18 protein-coding genes are annotated in these 18,505 nt (G+C 68.2%); 12 read left to right on the plus strand and 6 right to left on the minus strand.

Annotation, left to right across the window (positions count from 1 at the left end):
* Positions 1–125: 125 nt before the first annotated feature.
* Positions 126–1,274 (minus strand): ABC transporter ATP-binding protein, encoded by a 1,149-nt coding sequence (locus Dfulv_RS31905; protein ID WP_259857508.1) that lies wholly within the window; start codon positions 1,272–1,274, stop codon positions 126–128.
* 752 nt (positions 1,275–2,026) lie between these two features.
* Here Dfulv_RS31905 and Dfulv_RS31910 point away from each other — a divergent pair.
* The 5 genes from Dfulv_RS31910 to Dfulv_RS31930 are packed head-to-tail and all read left to right on the plus strand — an operon-like array spanning position 2,027 to position 7,950.
* Positions 2,027–2,884 carry a CoA transferase subunit A gene (locus tag Dfulv_RS31910; RefSeq protein ID WP_259857509.1) on the plus strand — a complete coding sequence of 286 codons (858 nt, stop codon included), beginning with the start codon at positions 2,027–2,029 and terminating at the stop codon, positions 2,882–2,884.
* The gene (locus Dfulv_RS31915; protein WP_259857510.1) at positions 2,881–3,621 is read left to right on the plus strand and encodes a hypothetical protein; all 741 of its coding nucleotides are present in this window, start codon (positions 2,881–2,883) and stop codon (positions 3,619–3,621) included. Before Dfulv_RS31910 ends, Dfulv_RS31915 begins: the two co-directional genes overlap by 4 nt.
* 50 nt (positions 3,622–3,671) lie before the next feature.
* A complete protein-coding gene (locus Dfulv_RS31920; protein ID WP_259857511.1) occupies positions 3,672–5,912 on the plus strand; it encodes an acyl-CoA dehydrogenase family protein in 2,241 nt (746 codons plus the stop codon).
* A gap of 57 nt (positions 5,913–5,969) precedes the next feature.
* Positions 5,970–6,728, plus strand: a complete 759-nt coding sequence (locus Dfulv_RS31925) for an SDR family NAD(P)-dependent oxidoreductase (protein WP_259857512.1) — start codon at positions 5,970–5,972, stop codon at positions 6,726–6,728.
* Between the two features lie 37 nt (positions 6,729–6,765).
* The gene (locus Dfulv_RS31930; protein WP_259857513.1) at positions 6,766–7,950 is read left to right on the plus strand and encodes a CaiB/BaiF CoA transferase family protein; all 1,185 of its coding nucleotides are present in this window, start codon (positions 6,766–6,768) and stop codon (positions 7,948–7,950) included.
* Between the two features lie 66 nt (positions 7,951–8,016).
* On the opposite strand, the gene Dfulv_RS31935 is transcribed toward Dfulv_RS31930, so the two are convergent.
* From Dfulv_RS31935 to Dfulv_RS31955, 5 genes are all read right to left on the minus strand, one after another.
* Positions 8,017–8,808 carry an enoyl-CoA hydratase-related protein gene (locus tag Dfulv_RS31935; RefSeq protein WP_259857514.1) on the minus strand — a complete coding sequence of 264 codons (792 nt, stop codon included), beginning with the start codon at positions 8,806–8,808 and terminating at the stop codon, positions 8,017–8,019.
* The gene (locus tag Dfulv_RS31940; protein WP_259857515.1) at positions 8,805–9,293 is read right to left on the minus strand and encodes a MaoC family dehydratase; all 489 of its coding nucleotides are present in this window, start codon (positions 9,291–9,293) and stop codon (positions 8,805–8,807) included. The genes Dfulv_RS31935 and Dfulv_RS31940 overlap by 4 nt, the downstream gene beginning before the upstream one ends.
* Entirely contained in the window at positions 9,290–10,111 is an 822-nt protein-coding gene (locus tag Dfulv_RS31945) for an enoyl-CoA hydratase/isomerase family protein (RefSeq protein WP_259857516.1), read from the minus strand. Before Dfulv_RS31945 ends, Dfulv_RS31940 begins: the two co-directional genes overlap by 4 nt.
* Before the next feature lie 43 nt (positions 10,112–10,154).
* On the minus strand, positions 10,155–11,330 hold the full coding sequence (locus tag Dfulv_RS31950) for a CaiB/BaiF CoA transferase family protein (RefSeq protein ID WP_259857517.1): 1,176 nt from the start codon (positions 11,328–11,330) through the stop codon (positions 10,155–10,157).
* A 94-nt stretch (positions 11,331–11,424) separates the two neighbouring features.
* Entirely contained in the window at positions 11,425–11,637 is a 213-nt protein-coding gene (locus Dfulv_RS31955) for a hypothetical protein (RefSeq protein ID WP_259857518.1), read from the minus strand.
* 142 nt (positions 11,638–11,779) lie between these two features.
* Here Dfulv_RS31955 and Dfulv_RS31960 point away from each other — a divergent pair, with 142 nt between their 5' ends.
* From Dfulv_RS31960 to Dfulv_RS31990, 7 genes are read left to right on the plus strand one after another with little or no spacing between them, the layout of a single operon-like run.
* Positions 11,780–12,250 carry a MaoC family dehydratase N-terminal domain-containing protein gene (locus Dfulv_RS31960; protein ID WP_259857519.1) on the plus strand — a complete coding sequence of 157 codons (471 nt, stop codon included), beginning with the start codon at positions 11,780–11,782 and terminating at the stop codon, positions 12,248–12,250.
* A complete protein-coding gene (locus tag Dfulv_RS31965; protein WP_259857520.1) occupies positions 12,247–12,678 on the plus strand; it encodes a MaoC/PaaZ C-terminal domain-containing protein in 432 nt (143 codons plus the stop codon). Before Dfulv_RS31960 ends, Dfulv_RS31965 begins: the two co-directional genes overlap by 4 nt.
* Positions 12,679–13,836 (plus strand): acyl-CoA dehydrogenase family protein, encoded by a 1,158-nt coding sequence (locus Dfulv_RS31970; protein WP_259857521.1) that lies wholly within the window; start codon positions 12,679–12,681, stop codon positions 13,834–13,836.
* A gap of 27 nt (positions 13,837–13,863) precedes the next feature.
* Positions 13,864–14,625, plus strand: a complete 762-nt coding sequence (locus Dfulv_RS31975; RefSeq protein WP_259857522.1) for an SDR family oxidoreductase — start codon at positions 13,864–13,866, stop codon at positions 14,623–14,625.
* A complete protein-coding gene (locus Dfulv_RS31980; RefSeq protein WP_259857523.1) occupies positions 14,626–15,822 on the plus strand; it encodes an acyl-CoA dehydrogenase family protein in 1,197 nt (398 codons plus the stop codon).
* A 10-nt stretch (positions 15,823–15,832) separates the two neighbouring features.
* Entirely contained in the window at positions 15,833–17,215 is a 1,383-nt protein-coding gene (locus tag Dfulv_RS31985; RefSeq protein ID WP_259857524.1) for an OB-fold domain-containing protein, read from the plus strand.
* Between the two features lie 60 nt (positions 17,216–17,275).
* Entirely contained in the window at positions 17,276–18,424 is a 1,149-nt protein-coding gene (locus tag Dfulv_RS31990) for an acetyl-CoA acetyltransferase (RefSeq protein ID WP_259868506.1), read from the plus strand.
* Positions 18,425–18,505: the final 81 nt, after the last annotated feature.

Raw genomic sequence — 18,505 nt, forward strand, 5'->3', positions numbered from 1 at the left:
AAAGTATGAGAATCTCATGATTGATGCGTCCCTTCGGGCAGTCGGGCAGGCGACGAGTCGCCCCCGACTCCTACCTGTCTGTTCGCGTGGTGGTGGACGACCGTCATCCACCACCTCCAGTTGCGCTAGGACTGAACGTCGAGCGGGACCGGACGGTGCTCGCGATCGCTTGCGTGGGTCGGCCTCCCGGCATAAACAAGGGCATCGGCCGGATCGACGACCAGTCGCACCCGATCCCCCTCGTGGACGTCGACGAGATCCGCCGCACGCCTGATCCGCAGGCGGTCATCATTCGCCGGGCCGAGCGCGACCACGATCTCCATAGCGGCGCCACCGAATCGCTTCGACACGACGACACCGGCGCCTGACGGATCGCGTTGCAGGCCGATGCGGTCCGGATAGGCCGCAACGACCGCGGTGTCGCCCACGCCCAGACCCTTCGGGTCCGAGGTGGACTCGATGATGCCGTATTCGCTGTCGACCACGAGGCGCTTGCCCTCCCTGCCGACGATCTCTCCGGCCCAGGAGTTGGCACCGAGGAACGACGCGACGTACTCCGTCGCGGGCGCGTGGTAGACATTCAGCGGCGGACCCGTCTGCTCGACCCGGCCGTCGCGGAGCACGAAGAGCTTGCTCGCCAGGCCGTAGGCCTCGGCCTGATCGTGCGTGACGTAGACCGCGGTGAACGCGATTTCGCTGTGCAGCAGGGCGAGCTCGTCGCGAAGCTGGATACGCAGCTCGGCGTCCAGGTTGCTGAGGGGCTCGTCGAACAGGACGACGGCGGGCTTGCCCACGAGCGTTCTCGCCAGCGCGATGCGCTGCTGCTGACCGCCGCTCAGCTCGTGCGGGTATCGCTTGGCATACTGCTGGCACCGCACCAGCTCGAGCATCTCCCCCACCCGCGAGGCGATCTGCTCCCGCTTGACATGCCGGCGGCGCAACGGAAACGCCACATTGTCAAAGACCGTCATGTGCGGCCACAGAGCGTAGGACTGGAAGACCATACCGAGCCCACGCTTCTCGGGCTTGAGGTTGATGTCTCTGCTCTTGTCGAAGAACACCTGGTCGCCGACCGTGATCGTGCCTGCGGTAGGTGAAATGAGGCCCGCGATGGTGTTCAACACGGTGCTCTTGCCGCAGCCGCTGGGTCCGAGTAGGACACCGAACTCGCCGGAGCCGATCTCGATGTCCACTCCGTTGACGGCAACGACAGCGTCCTGCTTGCGGCCACCATAGGCGACCTCAAGCTGGTGAATACGAACCGGCAGGCTCATCGAGACTCCTTCGTCTTCTCATCCGGACCGTTCACGCGGCCTACCAACCAACAGAGTTAGTAATCGCCACCATAGGTTGTGCCCGACGGAACGGTCAACGGTTGTCCTTGCTCCGCTCGGCCCCGATCTGCCGACCAGCGGCGGCGCGGCGCAACGAGAGGGTATGGGGAATACCCTCTGAACTGGAAGGATGGGAGTTGTTCAGGCTTCCGCCACCAGGTCGAGACGGCGTCGCGCAGGTGCGACTGCTGGATACCCGCCGCGTGGCGGACGTGGTGTGAGGCGAGGCGAATATGGTGTCGTGTGGCGGGCCGGTTCGGGCGATGGGCCTGGCCGGGCAGGCCGATCCGGCCGGGTTGGTCACGCCCCGGGCGCCGAAGCCGTCGCGATCGCGGCGGGCACGTGCGGGACCCGCCGGCCGCATTGGCTCCACACACGCCACTGCTGCCCAGCGCGTCGATTCGGGCGTGCATCCACAGTGGACACCGAGCTGACCCACCACGGCCACGCCGTCGTCGAACAGGTCCTTGCCAATCTCACCGACGGGCGTCTCGCGCACCTGCCGTCGGGCCGGTTCGCCGCCAACGCCGACCGGGGCCCACAACCCTCTGTGCCGCCAGCCGTATGGCTAGCTTTTTTTACGCCACCTAGCAAACTGCCACCATTCGTCGGCACCAGCGCGGAGCGTCACCAGTCTTGACAACGGTGTACTCGAAGGGTACGAGTAGTAACTACGATATGAGGTACTACGGATGAGGGGGATCATGGCTCAGGAGACGTCGCTCGCCGCCTTTGCCCGATCGGTCGACGACGTCACCAGCGTCGCGCTGGGGGGAATGCTCCTGGAGAACCGGCCGAACACGCTGGTCCGAGCGCTGATCCGGTCCGGCCGCGGCGGTCTGTTCGTGACGTCGGCTCCCGCCGGCTCGTGGGACATCGACGTGTTGGTCGCCGCGGGACTCGCAAAAACCGTGCGTGTCCCCCATGTGTCCCTCGCCGTCGTCGGCACAGCGCCCGCCACGAAGGCGGCCAAGGAGGACGGCTCGGTCGCCTTTGATCGCGTTGACGAGGCGATCCTGCTGGGCGGATATCTGGCGGCGTCCGCGAAGGCGGACATCCAGCTGCTGGACAACCTCGGGGTCAGCGATTTCGCCAGCGATAATCCATTGCTCATCAAGATGGGCGACCACCAGGGAGTCGGCCCGCTCCACGTCGATCTGGCGCTGATTCACGCCCAGTACGGCGACACCAAGGGCAACCTCGTCCACGTCGGCAGTCGCTGGGCCGACCTGCTCATCGCCAGGGCGGCGAAGCGTGTCGTCGCCCAGGTCGACCAGATCGTCCCCACACAGGTCACCGCGAAACTGGGCGTCACCGTCCCCGGGTACCTCGTCGACGAGATAGTGGAGACACCTCTCGGGGCGCACCCCACAGGCAGTGTGGGCGCCTATGTGGCCGACCTCGCCCACCTCACCGAGTACCAGGCGGCCGTCAAGGCGGGGAACTTCTCCAGCTATGCCGATCGTTTCATCGCGCCGGACCACGACGCCTACCTTGCCGAGCTGGGCATGGCACGACAGGCGGCGCTGAGCGCGGAGGCGCGGTCATGACGGCGAGCACGCGCGAACGAATGGCCGTCATCATCTCCCGAGCACTCAACGACCGCGAGGTCGTGCTGACCGGCGCGGCATCCGCGGTGCCGCTCGCCGGCTGCCTGCTCGCTCAGCAGCGCCACGCGCCCGGCCTGACCGTGCTCGGCGCCGGCGTCTACATCAATCCCGGCCGGTTGGTGCCGGAGTTCTCCGCGGGCTGGGACTGCCGTCCGCAGGCGATCGCGGACATGACCGACGTCTTCGCGGTCACCGAACTCGGCATCGACGTCATGTTCTACGGGGGCATGCAGATCGACCGGCACGGTTCGATCAATCTGCACCAGATCCGCAAGCATGACGGCATCATCGCCGGCCCTGGCCTCGCCAACACGATGCTGGGCCACACCGCCCGCCGTACCGTCGTCTACACAGAGCGGCACGAGCGGCGCACGCTTGTCGACACCGTCGATTTCGTCTCCGTGGTCGGTCACCGCTACCGGGGCAGGAGCCGCGCCGAACTCGGGCTCCAGAACGACGGACCAGCACTGCTCGTCACCCCCGATGCGCTCTTCCGCCCCGACGCGGACGGCGTCCTGGGTGTCGAGCTGGTCCACAGCGGTGCCTCCTGGGCCGACCTCAGGGACCGGACCGGCTGGGACATCGGCGAAGCGCCGCCCTCGGACCGTTTTGAGGTGACCGACGAGGAACTGGACGTCCTCCGCAGCATCGTCGACCCACGCGGGCTGTTGCGCTGAACAGTCAAGCGGTTGACGACACACCCCGCCGCCGAAAGGAGCAAGAGACGATGACCTCGACGAGCACCGAGTTCCGCCCTGTTGAGCTCACCGACACCGAGAAGGAGGTCGTCCGTGCCGTCCGAAGCTTCGCCCGCGAACGGGCGTTTCCGCCGTCGGCGGCGAGTCCGACCCGTGGTGGCTTCGACCGCGACTTCAGCCGCCAGCTCGGCGCACGCGGCTGGGCCGGAATGTTGGTGCCTGCCCGATATGGCGGTACCGAGAGCTCGGGCGTCGAGCGTTGTCTGGTGATCTCCGAGTTGTTGGCCGCCGGTGCCCCGCTGGGCGCCCACTGGACCGCCGACCGGCAGACCGCGCCGAGCCTCGACCGGTACGGCCCGGAGACGTTGCGTCAGGAGCTGCTGCCCAAGATCGCCCGAGGCGATCTGCTCATGGCCGGTGGTTTCAGCGAGCCCGACGCCGGTTCGGATCTGGCTTCGGTGAAGACGCGGGCGGTGAAGGTCGACGGTGGCTGGCGTATCACCGGCCGCAAGATCTGGACGAGCGATGCCGACCGCGCCGACTACATCGAGATCCTGTGCCGGACCAGCCAGGGTGCGAAGAAGCACGAGGGGCTGAGCCTCATCGTGGTGCCCATGGACGCGCCCGGCATCCAGGTGAATCCCATCGTCGCGATGGACGGCGAGCGTCATTTCAACGAGGTTGTCATTGAGGACGTGTTCGCGCCGGACGACTGGTTGATCGGGGACGAGGGCAAGGGCTGGAACCAGATCACCGCCGAACTCGCCCTGGAGCGCTCGGGTCCGGAGCGGTACCTGTCGACGTACCCGCTGTTCGAGGCGTTCGTCGAGAGCCGCCGTGACGAGCCGGACTCCGACCAGGCCTTCCAGCTCATCGGCAGGGTCATCGCCCAGCAGATCGCGCTGCGCCAGATGTCGTTGTCGATCGCCCGCATGGTCGACGCCGGCGTTTCGCCGGTCGCGGAGGCGGCGATGGCCAAGGACCTGGGCACCGAGCTGGAGCAGTTGCTGGTCGACCAGCTCTGGCCCTACCGGTACGAGAGCGAACGGAGGCTCGACCCCGACGACCGGCTGGCGCGGTTCCTTGACATCAATCGACTCCGATCGGCGGTCTTTACGACCGCGGGCGGCACGAACGAGGTGCTGCGGATCATCGTTGCGCGCGAGCTCGTCAGCTGGGGCCGGGGCCGGCGCAGCTGGGTCGAGCGCCCAGGGGGCATCGTCGACGGCGTCCTCGATCTGATCGACTCCGTGCGGTCGGACACCCTCGCGCTGCCGACGAAGGATCAGCCCGACCCGTTGTCGCTCGCGGCCACCGATGCGTTGCGCAAAGGCGGGTTCCTCGGCGTGTCCGTGACCGAAGCCGCCGGCGGCAGCGGCGGCACGCTGTCCGACGCACTCGACGCCGCGCGCGCCATCGGCTACTCGGGCGTGAGCGTGCCGCTCGTCGAGGGTCCGATCCAGGCCGGCTGGCTGCTCGCCCAAGCGGGTGTGGAGTTCGGGTGGGAGAGCGGGCTCGCGGTGTTCGGCGGTGGGTCCGACCGCATCAGCGTCGTCGGTGGCTCGGTCGAGGGCTCGGTGCACGGCGTGGTCTGGGCGCCTGTCGCTGACGAGCTGGTGTTTGCGGTCGCGGACGGCCCGGGCACCCAGGTGATCACCGTCGACAGGTCGGCCGCGGTCCTGAGCGACCTGACCGTCAACTCCGCGGGCGAGCCCGTCGCGGGCACCGTCGTGCTCGATGGCGCTCCCGTCAAGCGTTCGGCCAGGCTGGCAGTCAGCGCTGAGGTGGTGCACGCGCAACTGCGACGCCGCGCGGCACTGGCCCGCGCGATCGCCATCGCGGGAGCCCTGCAGGCGGTCGCCGAGTTGACGATCACCTACGCCAACCAGCGGCAGCAGTTCGGCAAGCCGATCGCCGCGTTCCAGGCCGTACAGACTCATCTGACCCGGATCGCGTCCGAGGCGCAACGTACGTCGATGCTGACCGACTGGGCGCAGGCATCCGTGTCCGAGGGGGACCCGCTGCCGATGGAGATCGTCGCGGCGGCGAAGACGCTCAGTGGGTACTCGGCGGACTGGATCGGCCGCACCGCCCATCAGGTGCACGGCGCGATGGGCGTGACGATGGAGTACCCGTTGCACCGCTTCACCAGGCGGGTGTGGGAATGGTCGCTGCAGGACGGCCCGACGCATGACTGGGCGGCTCAGTTGGGCCGGGCGGCGACCGCGTCCGAGGGTGCTGCCTGGCGCATCGTGACCACAGTCGCCTGACCGCCGACGACCGATCTGACCGCTTGGCAACCGATGTGCAGAACGAGGAGTGCGAAGATGGAGTTTGAGGGCAAGGTAGCGTTCGTCACGGCCGCGGCGGGGGCCGGCATCGGCCAGGCGGTAGCCCGGGCGTTGTCCCGTGAGGGGGCGACGGTGGTCATGAGTGACCAGCACGCCGAGCGCACCGCCGCCGTCGCGGCGGACATCGCGAAGGAGACCGGCCGTGAGGTCGTCGGTGTGCCGCTGGACGTGCGTGACGAGCAGCGCATCGACGAGGTGATCGACGACGTCGTCAAGCGTTTCGGCCGGATCGACGTCGTCGTGAACAACAGCGGCATCAACCAGCTGTCGCCGCTGCACGAGATGCCGACCGACACGTGGCGCAAGGTCCTTGACGTCTCGCTCACCGGCCCGTTCATGGTCACCCGCAAGGCGCTGACACACATGATGGAGCAGCAGTCCGGCGCCATCGTGAACATGTCGTCGATCAACGGTTGGGTCGGCACGCTCGAGGGCGAGTCGCACTACTCCGCCGCCAAGGCCGGCATCATGGGGCTGACCCGGGCGAGCGCGGTGGAGGCGGCGCCGTTCGGCGTCCGGGTCAACGCGGTGGCTCCGGGCCTCGCCTGGAACAACTTCCTCGCCAAGGTCTACCCGACCGAGTACATGGAGGGCATGGTCGCCCGCACCCCGCTGCGCCGCGCCGGCACCCCGGAGGACATCGCCAACGCCGTGCTCTTCCTGGCCAGCGACCGGGCCAGCTTCATCACGGGTGAGGTGCTCTGCGTGTCCGGCGGGTACTACATCCGTGGCTGAGGTAGCTCAGGGGGCCGGACGCGGACCACTGGACGGTGTGCGCATCGTCGACGTCACCCAGATCGCGTCCGGCCCGTACGCCACCTCGATGCTCGGCGACTTCGGGGCCGACGTCATCAAGATCGAGCCCATCGTCGGGGACCCGCTGCGGCAGATCGACGAGGTCTTCGGCAAGGGCGAAAGCGCGTATTCGTTCAGCGTCAACCGGAGCAAGCGGGCCATCAGCGTCAACCTCAAATCTTCAGAGGGACAGCAGATTCTGCACCGGTTGCTGAAGGACGCCGATGTGCTCGTCACCTCGATGCGGCCGAGCGCGACGAGCAAGCTCGGACTCGAGTACGCGACGCTCGCACCGCGGTACCCACGGCTGATCGTATGCGCCATCACGGCCTACGGCGACGACGGACCACTGGCGAACAACCCGGGCATGGACATCCTCGCCCAGGCCCGCGGCGGCACGATGGGGACCACCGGTGAGCCCGGCAGGACCCCGGTCAAGGTGGCGCCGGCGATAGCCGACTTCCTCGGCTCGTTCCTGGCGATGAACGGCGTGCTGCTCGGCCTGCGGGCGCGTGACCGGGACGGTGTCGGGCAGCAGGTGTCCATCAACCTGCTGGATGGCCAGGTGTCGCTGCTGGCGAACCTCGCCACGTCGCACTTCAAGACCGGCATTCCGTTCATGCCGCAGGGCGGCGCACAGTCGAACATCGTGCCGTACCAGGTCTTCCGGACCTCCGACGGCTGGATCGTGGTGGCGTGCCTGACCCAGAAGTTCTGGCCACTGCTGTGCCGGGCGCTCGGGGTGCCCGAGCTTGCGGACGATGCCCGGTATGTCACCAACGCGCTGCGGGTGAAGCATCGCGGGACGCTGGTGCCCTATCTGGAGCAGATCTTCGCGACCCGTACCACCGCCGAGTGGATCGCGGCGCTGGAGCCGCACGACGTGCCGTGCGCGCCCGTCAACCGGCTGCATGAGGTGTTCGACGACCCGCAGGTCGCGCACAACCGCATGCTGCTCAATCTTCGGCATCCGCGGCACGGCGACTTCCACACGACGGCGAACCCGATCCACCTGTCCCGCACCCCTGCCGCACCGTTCGGCTACCCGCCCGACATCGGCGAACACACCTACGAGGTGCTGTCGGAGTTCGGGTACGACGTGGCCGCGCTGGACGCGTTGCGTGCTGCCGGGGTCATTCGCGACGCATCGCGGGAGGGTTGAGCCGGCTCGGGCCGGCTCAGCCCCTCCCGCGATGCGGATGACTCACCGCTGCCGGCCGACTCTTGCTCACGGAGCCTGAAGTCGGCCGAACCGCGGGGAACGCTTCTCCAGGAATGCCTGCGTGGCTTCGACGGCGTCGGCGCTGCGTGCCAGCCGGAGCGTGTGCTCCTGCTCCACGGCGTAGCCGTCGGAGACGGGCAGGAACTCGCTGAGGTTGAGTGCTTGCTTGCCGACCCTGAGGGCGAGCGGGCTCTTCGTGGCGATGTACGCGGCGAGCTCCAGCGCCCGGTCCAGCTCGCTGCCGACCTCGACGAGTTCCTGGAGGAAACCGAGGCGGTGGGCCTCGTGTCCGGGTAGCGGCTGACCGGTGAAGAACATCAAGCGGACGGTGCCCTGCGGGAGATGCCTCATCAGGTGACGGCCGCCGCCGCAGCGCGCGATGTTGATCTCGGGAAGCACGAAGCTCGACTGCCGCGACCCGATGCGGATGTCGCAGCAGGACGCGATAACGGCGCCCGCGCCGATGGCCGGCCCGTTCACCGCGGCGACGGTCGGCTGGGGCAGGTTCAGGATGGTGTCGAAAACCTCGCGGGCGAGCGACTGGCGCTGCTCGTCCAGCGTTCTCGCGGACCCGCCGCTGAGCCCCCGCAACTCCTTGATGTCCGCGCCCGCGCAGAAGATGTTCGGGCTGGCGGAGCCGACAACGACGGCGTGGACGTCGGGATCAGCGCCGATACCGGTGAGTTGCACGATCAGGTCGCGGTAGAGCTGGGAGGACAGGGCATTGACCGGCGGTCTGGCGAGGCTGACGACGGCGACTCCGGGGATCGGCCTGGTCACCGTGATCCCGTCGCTCACCGGCCGGCCGCCTCGGAGCGGCAGGCCACCAGGAGGCGGGAGACCGACACCATGACGGTCTGCCCGTGCTGGTTGAGCGCCGTGCGCTGCTCGACGACCACGCCCTTCGTTCCGCTCTGGGTCAGCGACTTCTCCAGAACCTGGTAGTCGACGTGCACCGTGTCGCCGATGCGCGTGGGTGCCGGCCAGCGGCACTCCACCGACAGCAGTCCCCGCAGGGCTTCCTGCAGGCCGATGAGCAGCGGCAAGCGGGTCGTGAGACCGTTGGCGATCGCTTGCACGAGGACGCCGTGGGCGATGCGGCCGCCGAACGGGGTGCTACGGGCGTACTCCTCGTCCACGTGCAAGGAGTTGTAGTCGCCGGTCAACCCGGCGAACTGGGATACGTCGCCGTCGCCGATCGTGCGCCCCGAAGTGGAGAACGTCACACCTACCGGGACGTCTTCGAAGTAGAGCCGCTCGACGGTGCGACGGTCGACGGTCATGCCGCCGGGCCTTTGGTGGACGGGAAGACGGGGCGCCGCTTCTCGACCATGGCGTTGTAGCCCTCACGGGCGTCGGGGCCGAGGAAGTCGAGCATCTCCAGGGCGAGCGAGGCCTCGAAGATCGGCGTCGCCGCGCGGATCCAGTGGTTGAGAGTCCGCTTGGTGTTGGCGATGGCGAACTGCGGTCCGTTCGCGAGCCGCCGAGCGGTGCTGAGGGCGGCTTCCAGCAACTGGTCGGCCGGGACGCACTTGCTGACCAGCCCGATACGTTCGGCCTCGCGCCCGTCGATCATCTCGCTGGTGAGCAGGTAGTACTTGGCCTTGGCCATGCCGCACAACAAGGGCCAGATGATCGCGGCGTGGTCGCCGGCGGCGACACCCAGACGCAGGTGGCCGTCGGTGAACTTCGCGTCCTCGGAGATGATGCTGATGTCGGATGTCAGCGCCACCGCCAGGCCCGCACCGACCGCGACACCGTTGATGGCCGAGATGATGGGCTTCGGGCAGTTCGTAATGTTCTGAACGATGTCGAAGGCCTCTTTGAAGAGGCGGGTCACGACCTCGTGGCTGCCGAGTGAGGACTCGACCATGTCGAGGTCGCCGCCCGCCGAGAACGACGCGCCTTCGCCGGTGACGATCACAGCGCGGGTGCGCTCGTCGGCGGTGACGTCGTGCCAAATAACGCTGAGCTCCTGATGGAGCACGGCGTCCATGGCGTTCAGTCGCTGCGGACGATTGATCTTGATAAGCAGAATGCCGTCTTCCCAGTAGTCGATCGCGAGTCGCTGGTAACGAGACCAGTCGACGGTGGTGCTCAACCGGGATTGGTACGCCTCAGTAGTCATTGTCTCTTTCCTGGATCTAGCGCTCGCCGGAGCGAACCGCTCCGGAGCGGATGAGCTCGGCAACCGCGCTGTCGTCAAGGCCGAGGTCGGACAGAATTCGGTACGTGTCTTGACCCAGCGCAGGAGAAGGCGTCAGCCGGTCCCTGCTGGCAAATCCGTCGAGGGCCGCGGGCCACTCCGAAACACGCACCGATTCGCCGACGTCATACACCATGCCCCGGGCGACGAAGTGCGCGTCCCGGGTGGGCTCGGCGAGGTCGTTGACCGGCGCGACGGGTACATCCTTGTCGATGAGCAGACGTACCAGTTCGTCGCGGTCGTACTGCTTGACCTTCTCGCGAAGGGCAGGCTGGATCTCGTCGTAGTGGCGCTTCCGCAACGGAAACGTGGCGTACTCCGCGCCGACGAACTGCTCGAGCCCCAGCGCGGTGACGAGGCTGACGAAAAACTGGTCCTCGATGGCACCGATGGTGACGAACCCGCCGTCCTTCGTCTCGAAGACGCCGTAGGCAGGCCGGCGGAGTGCGTCGGCGGGGTTCTGCTCAACCATGCCCTCGGCGATGCGTGGCTCCATCAGCGCCAGCGCGCAGTCGGCCATGGCCACGTCCAGATGGCGGGCCGTGAAGCCGCGCGGGTCGTCCTTCTTCTGGAACAGGGCGAGCACCACACCGAGCACGCCGTACAGCGCACTGCCCATGTCGGCGACCGGCAGCGAAGTCGGCACGTAGTCCGCGGCGAACTCCGGCTTGGGGGCGGGGATCGCACCCGCGAACGCGAGGTACTGGAAGTCGTGGCCGGGCAGGTCGCGGTACGGTCCGGACTGCCCGTAACCGGAGACCGACAGGTAGACGATCTCCGGGTTGATTTGCCGCAACGCCTCGAAGCCGAGTCCCAGCCGGTCGAGCACTCCGGGGCGGTAGCCCTCGACAAAGACGTCGGCGATGCCGACCAGTTTCTTGACGATGTCGAGCCCGGCCGGGTTCTTGAGGTCGACCGCGATGCTCTGCTTGCCGCGGTTCTCCGCCTCGAACATGAACGGCCTGTTCCGCATCCGGTCGCCGTGGTCCGGCCGCTCGACTTTGATCACGCGAGCACCCAGCGCCGAAAGGAGCCGGGTCGCGTTCGGCCCCGGCAACAGCTCCGAACAGTCAACCACCGTAATTCCAGCCAGAATCCCGTTGTCGCCCGCCATCCATCCTCGCTTCCGACACACACAAACCAAGCGCTTCGCCGGGCAGTCCAGAGCTTGCCTTCGAGCGTCCCTACTGATGTAGGTAGTAGTCAAGCTAGCAGCCGATCAGAGCGGTGGCAATCGCGGCCACCGGCCGGACGGAGTGTCCACGTCCGGACGGATCGATGCAGGACGAGTGCAGGAAGATTTTCGCGAGCATCGCCGAGGCCTCAAATCCACGTGCCGTGGTGCGCGTGACCAGCGCGAGGCCGAGCCACTCCCCCTCCGGATGCGGTCGGCGCGCGGCCGACCGCCAGGTCGCCGACACTCGGGCACGGTCGGCCGACGCCCGAGGGCTCAACACGGATCGACCCGATGCACCGGCGTCCGTTCGCGCCTCGACCCGGTTCACGCACTTCCGGCAATGCGGGACGGTTGACGTGACGAACCATGGCGTTATAGTACCTACGATGGTAGGTATTAAAGCAACCTCGAACACCCCCGGGGTCGTCGGGAGACGGCTTGCCCCGTTCGACGTCCACGTCGAACGGGACCTGCTGCGGCTGTTCTGCGAGCTCACCGGCTTCCAATCGGCCGTCTACCACGACGTCGCCGGTGCGCGGCAGGCCGGTTACCCGGACCTGCTCGTGCCGCCCACATACCTCTTCTCGCTGGAATTGCGGCGACCGGACCCCTACGGAATCGTCCGGGAGCTGGGCCTGGACGTGTCCCGGCTGCTGCACGGCGGCCAGGAATTCCGATACCAGGCACCGTGTTTCGCGGGCGACCTGCTCCATTTCGAACCGCGCATCGTCGAGCACTACGACAAGCGCGGCGGTGCACTCGTCTTCCTCGTTCGCGAGACCGAGGTGACGCGCGCCGGCCAGAGCGTGGCAACGCTGCGGAACACGGCGATCATTCAGACGGGAGCCACCCCATGACCGCCGTATCCGTCGGCGAGGAACTCGGGCCGCTGGTCACCGGGCCGGTCACCCGGCAGCTGCTGGCACTGTTCGCCGGCGCGTCGGGCGACCGAAATCCGCTGCACATCGACATCGACTACGCCAGGGCCGCCGGCCGCGACGACGTCATCGCCCACGGCATGCTCAGCATGGCATGGCTGTCACGGCTGGTCGTCGAACGGTTCGGACCGGAGAGCCTGACGTCGCTGCAGGTCAGATTCCTGTCGCCGACACCGGTACACGCCGTCGTGCACTGCCGAGGAGTCGTCACGGCCGTCGGGGAACAGACCACGGGTACCGCGGTCCAGCTCGACCTCTGGACAGACCTCGACGACGGCACCACCACCCTGCGCGGTTCGGCCACCTGCCTGGTCGGGCGAACTCGCCGTGAGGAAAGGGACAAATAAATGGCATACCGCTCGCCATGGATGACGGAGGAGCTCGACGACCTGCGCGAGCTCGCGCAGGACTTCCTCGCCAAGGAAGGCGTGCCGCGGGCGGCCAAGTGGGCCGCGCAGCAGTACGTCGACCGCGAATTCTGGGCACAGGCCGGAAAGATCGGGCTGCTCAGCCCGACGGTCCCCGAGGAGTACGGCGGGATCGGCGGCAGCATCCTGCACCAGATCGTCATCGTCGAGGAACAGTCGAAGCTGCTCGACAAGGGCTGGGGCACGATGGTGCACAGCGGCGTCGTGACCGACTACATCCTCAAGTACGGGACCGAGGAGCAGAAGCAGCGCTGGCTGCCCGGCATGGTCGCGGGCACCATCATCGGCGCGATCGCGATGACGGAGCCGTCCGCGGGTAGCGACCTGCGGTCGATCACCTGCCGCGCCCGGCGCGACGGCGATCACTACGTCATCAACGGGACGAAGACGTTCATCACCAACGCGACCACCGCCGGGCTCGTCATCGTCGCCGTGAAGCTCGACAGCGATCCCGATCCGCGAGCGGTCACGCTGCTCGTCGTCGAGGCGGGTACCCCGGGCTTCCGGCACGGCAAGCCCCTGAAGAAGATCGGCCAGCACGCCGCCGACACCGCCGAACTCTTCTTCGACGACGTGCGGGTGCCCGTCACGAACCGGCTCGGTGACGAGGGCGCCGGCTTCCCGGCGCTGATGGAGCGGATGCCGCAGGAGCGACTCATCGTCGGCGTGGTCGGCGTGGTGCAGGCGCAGAAGGCCGTCGACCTCACCCTGGAGTACACCCAACAGCGGACGGCGTTCGGCAAGACCCTCTACCAGCAGCAGAACACCCGCTTTGTCCTCGCGGAGTGCGCGACCCTCGCCAAGGCCGGTCGCATCTTCCTCGATCACTGCATCCAGGAGCATGTCGAGCACGGGCTCGACAACGCGACGGCCGCCATGGTCAAGTGGTGGATCTCAGAGCTGCAGTGCAACGTCGTCGACAAGTGCCTGCAGTTCTTCGGCGGGTACGGCTACATGGAGGAGTACCCGATCGCGCGCATGTACGCCGATGCACGGGTCCAGAAGATCTACGGCGGCGCGAACGAGATCATGAAAGAGATCATCGCCAGGTCCCTCGACGCCACGAGCCGTCGCTGAATGGTCCACACACGACAGAGCTGGGAGATGGCAGCAGAAGTGAAGTCTACGGAGTTCAGCGGGCAGGTAGCGCTCATCGTGGGCGGGGCCGGAGGGCTCGGCCGGGAGAGCGCACGGTTGCTCGCGTCCCGCGGCTCGCACGTGGTCATCGCGGACATCAACGAGTCGGCGTTGCTGGCCACCGCGGGCGATCTGGCCGATGCCGGGTCGGTGAGCACCGCCGTTCTGGACGTGACCGACACGGGCGCGGTCGAGTCCGCGGTGCAGTCGGTCGTCGCGGACCACGGTCGCCTCGACATCCTGGTCACCAGCCAGGGGTTCCCGCAGGACGGCCGCCTGACGGACATGACCGACGAGCAGTGGCACAACGTGGTCAACGTGTGCCTGACCGGGACGTTCAACTGTATCCGTGCGGCAGCCCGGCCGATGATCAAGCAGGAGTACGGCCGGATCATCACGTTCGCCTCGCGCGCCTGGCACGGCAACCCCGGGCAGGCGAACTACTCCGCGGCCAAGGCCGGCGTGGTCGGGCTGACCCGATCCGTCGCCAAGGAGCTGGGCCGGTATTCGATCACCGCCAACGCGATCGCCCCCGGTCTCATCGACACCGAGTCGCTGCGGCAGCTGCCGACCTATGACTCGATCGCCGAGCGCGCCGTGAAGGCCAACAGTATTCGCCGCCTCGGCCTGCCTGAGGATGTCGCGGCCATGGTCGGCTATCTCGCCTCGCCGGCCGCCGGCTTCCTCACCGGCGAGGTCGTTCACGTCTCCGGCGGGCGGTTCAGCTAAATGAACCACCAGGCTGGTGTGGCCGAACACGCCGAGGCCACCACCGAGTGGGCGCACCTCGACGCGGAGAGCCGGCAGATCGCGAGCCAGGCGCGCGAGCACCTCGCACGGCACCTCGCGCCGATCGTCGCCGACTGCGAACGCGACCGCCGCTTTCCCTATGAACTCATGGGCGGCCTGCTCGAGCTGGGTTTCGTCCGGGGGGTGTGCGCGCCGGCGGACGGCGGCTACGGCCGCACCCATCTGCAGAACGCTCTGCTCATGGAGGAAGCCGGGCGGGCCTGGGCGAGCCTGCGCACGACGATGAACATCCTGTCGCTGGTCGCGGAGTTGCTGACGGCCGCCGGCACGGCCGAACAGAAGGCGAGCCACCTCGCTCCCCTGCTGCGCGGTGAGCGGCGCGGCTGGTTCGCCATCACCGAAGCTGAGGCGGGGTCGGACGCGGCCGGCCTGACGACCCGGGCGGAGCGTCTGCCCGACGGCTCGTTCCGGTTGACCGGAGAAAAGCGGTACATCACGAATGCCGCCCAGGCCGACTTCGGCATCGTCATGGCGACCACCGATCCCGCGCTGGGCGCGAAGGGCATCACCGCCTTCATCGTCGACCACGACCGCGGTGGCGTCACGGTGACCGAGCGGCGACGGCTGTCCGTCCGGGGCACCACGAGCTGCACCGTCGCCCTCGACGGCGCCGTCGTGCCGAAGGACCTGGTCCTCGGCCAGGTGGGCAGGGGACTCGCGACGGCCATGGCGGCCGTCAACGCGGGCCGGGTCAACGTCGCCGCGGGCGCGGTGGGTCTGGGCCAGGCATGTCTGGAGGCCGTCGTGGCGCACACGACCGCGCGGCAGCAGTTCGGCAGGACCATCGCCGGCTTTCAGCTGGTGCAGGAGATGGTGGTCGGCATCGGTCTGCGGACCCACACCGGCCGGCTCCTCTATCAGGACGCGGCCCGGGCGCTGGACACCGGGCGCGACGCCCGCACCGCCTGCGCGATGGCCAAGCTCTACTGCACCGAGGCGGCGGTGCGCAGCGCCTCGGACACCATCCAGCTTCACGGCGCGGTCGGGCTGGAGGAGGGTACCGCGCCCGAGCGGTACTTCCGGGACGCGCGTGAGGCCACGATCCCCGAGGGGACGAGCCAGATGCAGATTCTCACCATCGGGCGCGCGCTACTGGGCGTCTCGGCGATCCGATAGGACGGGCTGAATGCCGACCGAGCAGCATGGAATCACTTCATACGCGGTGTACCTTCCCAGGTTCCGGCTGAGCCGGGGCGAGATCGCGTCCGCCATCGGTGCGCGGGCCGACGGAACCAGGGTGGTTGCCGGACACGACCAGGACGCCACCTCCCTGGCGGCAGAGGCCGCCGCGCGCCTGGACATCACCACCGCCGCACCACGGTCCCTGTGGTATTCGACGACGTCTCCGGCGTACCTGGAGAAGACGAACGCGACCGCCATCCACGCCGCCGTCGGACTCGACGAGGAGATCCCGGTCTATGACCTCGGCGCGAACGCCCGCTCGGCACCCGCCGCGCTGCTGAGCGCGAGCATGTCGCGGGGTGTCGCGGTCATGGCCGATCTTCGGCAGGGTGATGCCGGCGGCAGTGACGAGCGCGACGGAGGCGATGCGGCCGCCGCGTTCGCCTTCGGTCCGCAACCCGTCGCCGAGTTGCTCGCCACCGCGTCGACCACCGGTGAATTCCTGGACCGCTGGCGACTGCCCACCGAGGTCGGAGCGCACGTCTGGGAGGAGCGCTTCGGCCAGGGGGAGTACGAGAGCGCCGGGCTTCGGGCCGTCACGCTCGCGCTTTCGCGCGCGGGCCTGACACAACAGGATGTGACGCTGGTCGGCGTCGCCGGCCCCAATGCCAGGGCAACGCGGTCGCTGACCGCGGCGTGCACCAAGGGCGGCGCGCGGGCCGTCGGCGCCGACCTGCTGAGCCTGGTCGGCAACTGCGGCAGCACCCAGTTCGGCCTCGTCCTCGCCGAACTGCTCGACCATGCCCGGCCCGGCGACGTGCTGCTGTGTGTCTCGCTCGCCGACGGGGCGGACGCCTTCGTGCTGCGCGCCACGGAGCGGATCGGCGCAAAGCGCGCCGACATCCGCGGTCAGCTTGAGCCGTCGATCCCGGTCGACTACCCGAAATACCTGGTCTGGCGGGGCAGGGTCGCCCGGGAGGCCCCCCGCCGGCCCGACCCGCAGCGGCCGTCCGCGCCGTTCGCCCGGCGCAACGAGCCGTTCAAGTTCGGCTTCCGTGGCGGCCGTTGCCTCAACTGTGGCCGGGTACAGTTCCCCCGGCCACGGGTCTGCTACCACTGTCACGCCATCGACCAGTTCGAGGTCGTGCGTGGCGCCGGCCAGCGGGCGACGATCGTGACCTTCACGGTGGACCGCCTGGCCTTCTCGCCCAGTCCCCCGCTCCGCAGCGCCGTCATTGAGCTCGAGCAGGGCGGCCGAATCCAGTGCGAGCTGACCGATATCGCGGAAGAGCCCCACGTCGGGGACACCGTCGAGATGACCTTCCGCCGCGCGGTGTCCGTCGAGACCATCCACAACTACCTCTGGAAGGCCCGACCGGTCTACTGACCGACGAGTGGAGCAGTGATGGCAATCCATAGCATCAAGGACCGTGTAGCGATCATCGCCATGGGGTGCACCAGGTTCGGCGAGTTCTTCGACAAGGGCGTGGACGACCTCATCGTTGACGCCGTGACCGAGACGGTCGCCGGCACCCGGCTGGCCCTCGACGACATCGACGCCTTCTGGCTCGGGACCTACGTTTCGGGCATCAGCGGAATGAGCCTGTCGAGAGCGTTGCGCCTGGAGGGCAAGCCCGTGACCCGCGTGGAGAACATGTGCGCCACCGGCTCGGAAGCCTTGCGCGCCGCGTGTTACGCGGTAGCGGCCGGCGCGGTCGACGTAGCCATGGCCGTCGGCGCCGAAAAGCTCAAGGACACCGGCTACTCGGGCCTGATCTCGCCGAAGATCCAGGACGATGGCAGCCGCGTCGATCTGTCCGCGCCGGCGAACTTCAGCCTCCTCGTGCCCGCATACGAGCACCGCTACGGCGTGTCGACCGGCGACTTCCGCGCGGCCATGACGCATGTGGCGTGGAAGAACCACGGTAACGGCGCGCTCAACCCTCGGGCGCAGTTCCGCAAGGCTGTGACCAAGGAGGCCATCGCTGCCTCGCCGCAGGTGGCCGGGCAGTTCGGTGTGCTCGACTGTTCCGGGGTCGCCGACGGGGCCGCCGCCGCCATCGTGGTCCGAGCGGAGGACGCCTGGAAGTACACCGACAAGCCGCTGTTCATCAAGGCGTTCTCGCTCGTCTCGGGCGCGGCGTCGGGCAACATCGACGAGGAGTACGACTACACGACCTTCCCCGAGGCGGTCGCAAGTGTCCATCAGGCCTACGCCGAGGCCGGCATCACCAACCCCAGGCAGCAGCTGGCGCTCGCCGAGGTGCACGACTGCTTCACCGCGACGGAAATCGTCCTGATGGAGGATCTCGGTTTCGCGCCGCGAGGCTCGGCGTGGGAGTCGGTGCTCGCCGGCGAGTTCGACCGCGACGGGGTGCTCCCGGTCAATCCGGACGGCGGCCTGAAAAGCTTCGGTCATCCGGTCGGTGCCAGCGGTCTACGGATGCTGTTCGAGGCATGGCTGCAGCTTCGCGGCGAGGCTGGTGAGCGCCAGCTCGCCACGGCCGACCGGGGGCTGGCGCTGACCCAGAACCTTGGTGGCGCACCAGGGGCGGCGGTGTCGTTCGTGTCGATCGTCGGCACTGGTGCGGCGTAGACGGCGTGCCGGACACGGCCGGCGCGCGCCGGAAGAACCGGCTCGCGTCGGCCGCGTCACGCCGGGCCGAGGTTGTAGCGC

This window comes from Dactylosporangium fulvum (genome assembly GCF_025137375.1).
Lineage (GTDB): Bacteria > Actinomycetota > Actinomycetes > Mycobacteriales > Micromonosporaceae > Dactylosporangium > Dactylosporangium fulvum.